Consider the following 7,012-nt stretch of genomic DNA (forward strand, 5'->3'; position numbering starts at 1 on the left):
CTCCTCGCCGAACAGCGAGGCCAACTGCTCGGTCATGGCGCCGGCGATTGCGGCCCAGCGAGCCCCGGTCGAGGCGATCGAGATTTCGGCGCGGCCGATCACAGAGTTCCACGTCGGCCGCGACCAGAAACAGTTCGGGCCACTCGAGTTCGTCGGCGGGCTGGAGATGACCTCGCCGTCACGCGATTTCGGCGCGCTGTCGGCCTTTCGCTTTCTGAAAGCGGGCAGCGACTTCATTGGCGTCGCCGACACCGGCTTCTGGTTCTTCGGCACCATCAGCCACGATGCCGACAAGCGCCCATCGGGCGTGTCGAATTTCCGCATGCAGCAGATGGTCGACGCTTCGGGCCGGCCGATCGACGAGAAGTGGAAGGTCGATGCGGAAGGCCTCGCGGTCAAGGACGGTATCGCCACCGTCGGTTTCGAGCGCGAGCAGCGCGTCGTCCAGTTCAAGATCGACCCGGACAACATGAAGGCGCCCTTCAAGACGCTCGACTATCTGGTTCCGGCCCGGGAGCTGCGCCAGAACCGCGGCTTCGAGACGGTCACGCATGCCAATCCTTACGGCCAGCACGAAGGTGGCCTGGTCGTGGTCTCGGAAAAGAGCCTCGACAAGGCCGGCAATATCTATGCCGCCCTCATCGAGGGACCGAAGAAGGGCGTCTTCACCATCAGGCGCAACGGCGATTTCGACATCACCGACGGCGCCTTCCTGCCGGATGGCGACCTGCTTCTGCTCGAGCGCAGCTTCTCGATGGCGCGCGGGGTGAAGATGCGGCTGCGGCGCATCTATGGCGAGAGCGTCGAGAAGGGCGCGGTCGCCGACGGACCGGTGCTGATGGAAGCCGACATGGGCTACCAGATCGACAATATGGAAGGGCTTGACGTCTGGACCCGCGATGACGGCGCGCTGATGGTTTCACTGATGTCGGACGACAATCACTCGATCCTGCAGCGCAATCTCTATCTGGAATTCATCCTGCACCAGGATTGAGCAAAGCTCGGCGGCTAAATTCCGGCCTTGCTGGTCGGCGGACGCTTATAACGATTCATCGCTTCTTAGAAACGCAGGACGCCTTTTATCTCTTCGCTTTGACGCAATTCCGGGGAGGGAAACCGGTTCGCGCTCGTCCTGCGCATTTCATAAATAACTGATATCGTTGCATTTTCCTGCCTTTTGCTCAAAATACTTTAGCCGATACTTGACAATTTATCGTGCTCCGTCAATACTCAAGTCAATGCTTAACTATTCCGAGATCGACGATATTCTAAGGGCTCTCGTCGAACCCACGCGACGGGCGATCCTGGAAAGATTAAGCCGAGGGCCGGCCACGGTCAGCCAGTTGGCCGAACCGTTCGGCATGACTTTCGCCGCCGTGCTGCAACATCTGCAGACATTGGAGGCCTGCGGGCTGATCCGCAGCGAAAAGATCGGGCGGGTGCGCACCTGCCGGATCGAACCGGGCGGGCTCGCTCCGCTCGCCGACTGGATCGCGGAACGCCGCATACCTGCGGAACGCCAGCTTGATCGCCTCGGCCAGATCTTGGCCGAGACGGACCAATCACCTAAGAAGAATCAGGACCAGAAGCAATGAACCAGATAACCTCCGTGAAAGACGAACATTCCGTCATCCACTCTACCTTCACTATCGAACGGACCTACCCGCAATCGCCCGAACGTGTGTTCTTCGCATTTGCCGACAAGGCGACCGTGCGGCAATGGCGGATCGAAGGCGACGGCTTTGCCATCTCCGAGTTCAGCTTCGACTTCCGCGTTGGCGGTAGCGAAGTTTCACGCTTCAGCTACGCGGGTGGGCCTGAGATTAGGCTCGACGCGCAATTCCAGGACATTGTGCCGAACCAGCGTATCGTCTTCACCTACAAGATGGCGATCGGACCTCAGCCGCTGTCGGTGTCGCTGACCACGGTCGAACTGACCCCATCGAGCGAGGGCACACGGCTGACCTATACCGAACAAGGCGCCTTTTTCGACGGCGCCGATTCGGCGAAGGGGCGCGAGGAGGGTACGCGTGGCCTGCTCGAAGCGCTTGCCGCCTACCTGGACAAATCGAAATAGACAGCTCAGCCGGTCAGCGGACCTTGTACAGCTCGATCGGCTTGCCGGCGGTCGAGCTGTCCAATTCCAGCCAATCCGGCACGTCTCCGCGCAGCAGCCGCGCGACCAGGCCTGCGGGAGCCTCGGCGGCGAGCGACAGCTCTTCCGAATTGCCGCGGCATATGGCGATAAGCCCGACATGCTCGCGCTCGACGATGGCGCGGGCGGCGTCCGGCGTCCCCATGAAGGCGTCGAGCATGGCAAGATTGCCGCCGACATTGCGGTGGTAGGGGCCGGCCAACGCCCTGTGGCCGGTAAACATCACTATGGCCGAGCCGAGATTGGAAGACGCAAGCACCGTCGTTGCCGGCATGACGGCCAGATCGCCGAAGTCCGCGGCCTTGCCGCAGGTCAAGGCATGATCCGCGTCGGAATTGATGCCCGTGGGCGCCTTGTGGACCACGGACTGCGCCGCCACCGCGACGCCGGCCCAGGTCGCGTTGAGCGACACCAGCCATCCCGCCGCGATGCGGGTGGAGACGCGCCATGACTGCGCGGCGCTTGCCTGCAGGCGCAGCCCGGCAATCCAGGCCGAGAGCGGCAGCACTGCGAAGGCGACCGAGAAGGTCGAACCGCGCACCTGCCAGAGGCTTAAGGCGAAAGCGACGACCAGCAGCGTGGCGACAAGGGCTTCCTCGCGACGCAGGCGGCGGCTACGGAGCTGAAGACCGATCAACAGCATCGCGATGAAGGGCGTCACATAGCGCGCCGCCATCAGCTTCGGCTGCTTGACGGCCACGCTGAGGAAGGGCTGCGCCTCGACGACGTCGTTCAGCCAATAGGTGCGAATTCGCTCGTCCATGCCGGCATAAGGCGATGCCAGGCATTGCGGGAAGAACACGATCGCGACGGCCGCAACCGCGACGGCCAGCGCCGACATCCATACGAGTCGTGTCCCGGCCGTCGATTGCCCGGACAAGCCCGCAATCGCCGCCAGGCCGAAGCCGGACAGCGCCGCGAGCACGAACTGGAAGGCCGAGAAGGCATCGCATTGGGCCACGCCCCAGGCCGACGGCGGTATGGTGGCGACAAGGACCGCCGAGGCTATCGCGGCAAATCCGATGCCGAAGCCGCGCGCCGTCGGGCGCTCTTTTTCGTCGAGAATGAAGAGCACAGCGGCGCAGGCGCCAAGCGTCGCCACATAGGGCGCCGTCTCCATACCGACGGCGAGCGTGAGGCCCGCGCACAGGCCGGACAGAAGGGCCGCCGGCCGCCAGAAGGGCGCCTCCATCAGAAGCCAGAGGCCGGCCGCCGTCAAAAGGAGCTGGATATTGTGGTGGTCGAGCGTGCCGGGGTTGAAAATGCCGAGAAAGAACAGCGCCGCGGTCGCCAGCACCAGCGACGGCATCGCCACGTCGGCGCCGGCAAAGCGCCGCGAGGCGCGCAGGATGACGAATATGGTGAGCCCATAAAGCGAGAGCGGCCAGATGATCTGCGCCGCTCTCTCGGCGGCGGCGGTGCCGGCGCCCAGCGCCTGGAAGGCGAGGATGATCAGCGCGATCGGCGCATCGACCAGTCGCGACCAGTGCATGAGGAAGCCGCCGGCGAGGCCCATCCGGTACTGGTGGAGATCGAACCAGCTCTGGCCTGCCAGCAGGTCGCGGACCTCGACCAACCTCAGCATGCTGTCGTTGTCGGCGCCAAGGTCCGCGATCGTCGGGAAGCCGGAGATCGCATTGATCGCCAGCACGAGCAGCGTCGCGCAGAGCGCGAGCAGGAAATCATGTTTCCAACCGGTGCCCTGGATGGTCATGCTGGCGGCGATGTCCTGGATCGTTTTCGCGATCCTGCACCAACAGCCGTAACAAAGCGTAAAGCCGATGGAGACGGATAGCCGGGATCGTCAGGCGGGCTGGCCCGAGCGGCGAGCGGCCGATAGGGATCACTGCCCGGCGGCTGCGATCCAGATCACGTGACGGGCGCCGCGTTTGCCGCGGGCGCGCGCATTGATCCCCGCGACAATGAAGCCCGCCTGCTTCAGCCGCCGCGTGAAGCCGCTATCCGGTCCTTGCGACCAAACGGCCAGGACGCCGCCGGGCTTCAATGCGGCGCGCGCGCCTGCGAGGCCTGCCGCGCTATAGAGCGAGTCATTTCCCTTGTAGACGATGCCTTCGGGACCATTGTCGACGTCGAGCAGGATGGCGTCCCAAGCGGCCGCTTCCGCCCTTATCGACTGACCGACATCAGCCTCGCGAATGGTGACGCGGGGATCGTCGAGGCAGCCGTCGAAAACTCCGGCCATGGGACCGCGTGCCCAGGCGACGACCTCGGGGACCAGTTCGGCAACGGTGACGGCGGCGTCCCCATCAAGCGCGGCAAGGGCGGCGCGCAAGGTGAAGCCCATGCCGAGCCCGCCGATAAGGATTCTTGGCTGCTTGCGGCCAGCGATACGCTCGCAGGAAAGCTTGGCGAGCGCCTCTTCGGAGCCGCTGAGGCGGCTGTTCATCAGCTCATTGGTGCCCAGCATGATCGAGAATTCAGCACCGCGCTGCTTCAGGCGAAGCTCTTGAGCGCCGTCGGGCGTGCGGGCCGAAGCAAGCTGAACCCAGGGGATCATGCGCTCTCTTTTTGTTGGAGCATGATCTGTTCCAAAAACCGGTTCCCACTTTTTGGGATCATGCTCTAGACCGCGAGCGCCGGCTGGCTCCAGCGGGCGGCGACCAGCCGGTAGGGGATCAGCGCGACAACGGCGATGATCAGCTTGACCGAGAGATCGCCGAGCGCCCAGGAGACCCAGCGCATGGTCTCGACAGGCAGAACGCCCATCAGCGGCGCCGTTTCCAGCGCGAAGCTGTCATTCGGCCCGACAAGGGCAAACGCGGCAGAGAAGGCGACGCCGAAGAACACGACCGTGTCGAAGATAGAACCGGCCAAGGTGCCAAGGATCGGCGCGCGCCACCAGCTCTGCCGGCGCAGCCGGTTGAAGACCGTGACGTCGAGCAGTTGCGCGATGAGGAAGGCGGCACCGGAAGCGGCCGCGATCCGCACCAGCCGGTCGGCCGCGGTCTCGAATTCGATCAGGCCGTGGCGAAACAGGAAGGGCGGAACGAGGATCGAGCAGGTCACCGCCGTCATGAAGCCGACGAACACCACCTTGCGCGCCACGGCCGGCCCGTAGCGGCGGTTGGCAAGGTCGGTGACGAGGAAGGAGAAGGGATAGGTGAAGGCGCCCCAGGTGAGCAGGTCGGCCAGCGACAGGCCGCCGATCTGGCCCTGCATCGGGAACTGGACAAGGATGTTCGACGCCACGACGACAAGCGCCATGGCGGCCACGAAAGGCAGGTATCGCGTCAGGAAATTCATTTTTTTATCCTGGGTAATGGAACCAGCCGAGCGCCATGTCCAGCGCTCGCTCATGTTTTGAGCACCGGTCTGGGCCGGGGCTCGAGGCTTTCGTCCCCCGCCTGATAAGGGCGCTTTAAGCGGCCGGCTGTTCGGCCAGCTTCTTGGCGATCTGCTTCTTCAGGAGACGGGCGCGCTGCGACAGCTCCTTGGCGTCGGCCTTGGTCAGGAACGCGTCGAGACCGCCGCGATGCTCGACCGAACGCAGCGCGTTGGCCGAAATGCGCAGGCGCACGTTCTGGTTCAGCGCTTCGGAAATCAGCGTCACGTTGACCAGATTCGGCAGGAAGCGGCGCTTGGTCTTGTTGTTGGCATGGCTCACATTGTTGCCGGTCTGGACTGCCTTGGCAGTGAGCTCGCAGGTGCGGGACATCTTGTCTAACCTTCAGTTCTTAACCTGCCAAACCATTCTGCCCGCGCCAGGCGGCGCGCGGTCTCGGTCAGGCGGCCTTTGGAAAAGTTGGCGTTCCTTAGTTGCATTTCGCCACTGCGTCAAGCTCCGGCGCGTGCGTAGTGACGTGACGCGCTCCATATTAAGGCCGGATTTTGCCGTATAAGCCCTTCGCGAAGGGATTGCCAGGCTGGAGCAAAGCGTTTCCGGCCAGGATCAAGGACTCGCCGCCCGCCATGCTTCGACCATCCCGCGCAATTGTCGCGCTGTTCGCCCTCACCGTCCCGACGACGAGTTTCGCCGCGGCCTCGCCGCAGGCCTTCAAGGGTGAATATACGGTATCGTTCCTCGGCCTTTCGATCGCCAGGGCGACGTTTTCGAGCCGCTACGAGGGCGACGCCTATGCGATCGACGGCACGGTCTCGGCCGCAGGCCTCGGCAGGCTGTTCGACGACACCAAGGGCACGATCTCGTCGAAAGGCACGATTTCCGGCCAGCAGATGCAGCCGAGGGCCTTCAGGGCGGACTATACCTCCGGCAAGAAGGCGTCTGTCGTCGACATCCGCTTCGCCAATGGCGGTGTCGCCTCGACCGAAGTCATTCCGCCGCCGAAGAAGCGCGATCCCAAGAGCTGGGTGCCGGTCGGCGACGGCGACCTGAAGTCGGTGCTCGATCCGATGGCGGCGACCGTCATCCATGCCGACAGCCTGGACAAGGTCTGCGGGCGGACCGTCAAATTCTATGACGGCGAAATGCGCGCCAACCTGTCGCTGACCTATGCCTCGAAAGGCTCGATCTCGGTGCCCGGCTACAAGGGCGACACCGTCACCTGCAGGATGGGCTTCGAGCCCGTGGCGGGCTATCGCAAGGGCCGCAAGGCGCTGGAGTTCCTCAAGAACAAGAGCCGCATGATGGTGACGTTTGCACCGCTCGGCCAATCCGGCGTATATGCGCCGATCCGCGCCACGGTCGGGACCCAGATCGGTCCGCTGACCATCAGCGCGAGACGGTTCGAAGCAGTCGAATAGTTTTTTTGCGCAATTCCGGACGGAAAAACCGCTACGCACTTTTCCTGGAATTGCTTTTAGGGGCGCCGCGGCGCGCCGCCGGGGGGCAGGTATGGGGCGCGCGACACTGATCGGTTTTTCGGCGGTAGCCATGTG

8 protein-coding genes are annotated in these 7,012 nt (G+C 63.8%); 4 read left to right on the plus strand and 4 right to left on the minus strand.

All coding sequences use genetic code 11. The features are described from left to right. Window positions 1–34: 34 nt before the first annotated feature. The 3 genes from EOA29_RS19930 (at window position 35) to EOA29_RS19940 (ending at window position 2,077) form a co-directional block, all read left to right on the plus strand. The gene (locus tag EOA29_RS19930; RefSeq protein WP_189478937.1) at window positions 35–994 is read left to right on the plus strand and encodes an esterase-like activity of phytase family protein; all 960 of its coding nucleotides are present in this window, start codon (window positions 35–37) and stop codon (window positions 992–994) included. Window positions 995–1,238: 244 nt separating this feature from the next. Then, window positions 1,239–1,595, plus strand: a complete 357-nt coding sequence (locus tag EOA29_RS19935) for a metalloregulator ArsR/SmtB family transcription factor (RefSeq protein WP_126095728.1) — start codon at window positions 1,239–1,241, stop codon at window positions 1,593–1,595. After that, a complete protein-coding gene (locus EOA29_RS19940; RefSeq protein ID WP_126091667.1) occupies window positions 1,592–2,077 on the plus strand; it encodes an SRPBCC family protein in 486 nt (161 codons plus the stop codon). The genes EOA29_RS19935 and EOA29_RS19940 overlap by 4 nt, the downstream gene beginning before the upstream one ends. Before the next feature lie 13 nt (window positions 2,078–2,090). Here EOA29_RS19940 and EOA29_RS19945 read toward each other — a convergent pair whose 3' ends face one another. The 4 genes from EOA29_RS19945 to rpmB form a co-directional block, all read right to left on the minus strand. Next, complete coding sequence (locus tag EOA29_RS19945) at window positions 2,091–3,869, minus strand: GtrA family protein (RefSeq protein WP_126091668.1); 1,779 nt, start codon at window positions 3,867–3,869, stop codon at window positions 2,091–2,093. A gap of 129 nt (window positions 3,870–3,998) precedes the next feature. Beyond that, window positions 3,999–4,673, minus strand: coding sequence for a hypothetical protein (locus EOA29_RS19950; RefSeq protein ID WP_126091669.1), 675 nt, complete (start codon window positions 4,671–4,673; stop codon window positions 3,999–4,001). 65 nt (window positions 4,674–4,738) lie between these two features. Next, entirely contained in the window at window positions 4,739–5,419 is a 681-nt protein-coding gene (locus EOA29_RS19955) for a queuosine precursor transporter (protein WP_126091670.1), read from the minus strand. Between the two features lie 115 nt (window positions 5,420–5,534). Next, entirely contained in the window at window positions 5,535–5,831 is a 297-nt protein-coding gene (rpmB, locus tag EOA29_RS19960) for a 50S ribosomal protein L28 (RefSeq protein ID WP_126091671.1), read from the minus strand. A 254-nt stretch (window positions 5,832–6,085) separates the two neighbouring features. Here rpmB and EOA29_RS19965 point away from each other — a divergent pair, with 254 nt between their 5' ends. Beyond that, window positions 6,086–6,877, plus strand: coding sequence for a DUF3108 domain-containing protein (locus tag EOA29_RS19965; RefSeq protein ID WP_126091672.1), 792 nt, complete (start codon window positions 6,086–6,088; stop codon window positions 6,875–6,877). The last annotated feature ends 135 nt before the right edge of the window (window positions 6,878–7,012 follow it).

Source organism: Mesorhizobium sp. M1E.F.Ca.ET.063.01.1.1 (genome assembly GCF_003998155.1).
In the GTDB taxonomy this organism is placed as follows: domain Bacteria; phylum Pseudomonadota; class Alphaproteobacteria; order Rhizobiales; family Rhizobiaceae; genus Mesorhizobium.